Below are 1731 nucleotides of genomic sequence, written 5' to 3' on the forward strand. Positions count from 1 at the left end.
GGATCCTTTTTCACCAAAACATTTGGGTTGAGTAGGAGTTGCAGTAAAAGCGATTTCAGCAGGAGCCGCTTTGATAGTAACCGTTATTGATTTAGAACAACCGTTAGCATCAGTAGCGGTGTAGGTATAATTTCCGGCAGCTAAATTAGTTGTAGCAGTTGCATTGAAAGTAACAGTTCCAGTTCCCCCTGTTGGCGTGCTTAATACTACGGATCCTTTTTCACCAAAACATTTGGGTTGAGTAGGAGTTGCAGTAAAAGCGATTGCGGGTGTAATTGTTAATTTAACAGCTGTTCTATTTAAACTTGAACAGGTACCATTTGAATATTCTGCATAATAAGTTATCGAGTCCACAGTTTTTAAAGTAGGATTTGAAACAATATTTCCATTCGTTGCGGAATCATACCAAGTTATACCAGTAGTTGATGATAAAGCAGTATTTGCATTTAGTGTCTGTATTGGTGTTGCTTCACATTCAGAAATATTACCGTTACTTGTTGGTTGATTTGGCACAAATGTGATCGTTATTTTAGCCTCGTTTGATATTAATCCAGTTAAATCTTTAATGGTATAATTAATAGGGGTTGGATTATTTTTAAAACTAGCTAACGGAACAAAAGTTACTATTCCACTGGAGTTAACATACCAAGTTCCCTGTCCTAATACCGTTAAGGAAGTTTGAATTCCAAACTGAGATGGATTTAAATCTACGGTTACTTTATCTATATTTTGATTCGAATCGACATCGTTAGTGGTAACATCTTGATTTACTGAACCATACAATTTACATGCACTAGAATCATCATTTGCTATGGGCGCTTTAGGAATAGTAAAACGTACTTCCCCAAAACTTATTGAACTTTGTCTATTACTAGACCGACTGCTATTGCCAAGTCGAAAGTTTATTGCATTGAGAGTTCCAAAATTAATAGCAGCTATGTAACGTGTATTTGCGATGCTTATAGGGTCAACCGAATTGCTCGGTCCTTGAAACCTAGTATATGGCGTTATTGTGCTAACGGTTATAAAACTGTTAGATTCAAGTGTATAGTTTTCGTTATTAGGTCTTGCAACATCAAAAAATTCATTTCCGTCCAAATCAAGAACTTCTAAAATAAAAGAGCTTAAATCAATTTTTAATTGTTGTGCTGTGTTAAATGTTCCTCCTTTATAGAACGTAAATTGAAATTCAACATTTCCGTTGACTTGAGACGTACTAATCACAGGTTGAAATCTATCTTTTAGACTTCCTCCTCCATTATTCAGATTATCAACATCAACAATTGTAGCATTGGTTATTTTAACAATGGTAACAATAGCATCGACATCAGTTCCATCAACATTGGTAACAGCGGGATAACGATATTTGGCACCGACTGTTTTATCGGTTCCAGATATTAACATAGGTGTTGTGAATTTTGGTATTTGTGAATATGAATTGAGGGAAACTAATAGAAAAAGAATAAAATATATTTTTTTGCTTATTTTTAAAGTAATTTTATTCATGATTTTCCAGTATTTGAGATGTTAAAAAAAAATCTTTTTTAAATTTTTCAAGAGTATTTTAAACATAATAATTTATAAAAGTTAATATAAATAGTGAAATGATTTATTTGTGATTATCAGGTTTGAAATAATTTTATAAAAAGTTCCAAGCATTAGATATAAAATTTTGGAAACATTTGTTTAAATAATTTATCTAAATAAATGTTTTATCTTAAATAATTATTT

Annotated in this window: 1 protein-coding gene; it reads right to left on the bottom strand. The window is 31.9% G+C overall.

Features of this window, described 5'->3' with window-relative positions; all coding sequences use genetic code 11:
• Positions 1 to 1404 (bottom strand): Ig-like domain-containing protein (locus AC061C_RS15720; RefSeq protein WP_478291954.1); only part of this gene is annotated, 1404 nt, incomplete at its 3' end.
• Between the last annotated feature and the right edge of the window lie 327 nt (positions 1405 to 1731).

This window comes from Flavobacterium sp. GNP010, from assembly GCF_056428945.1.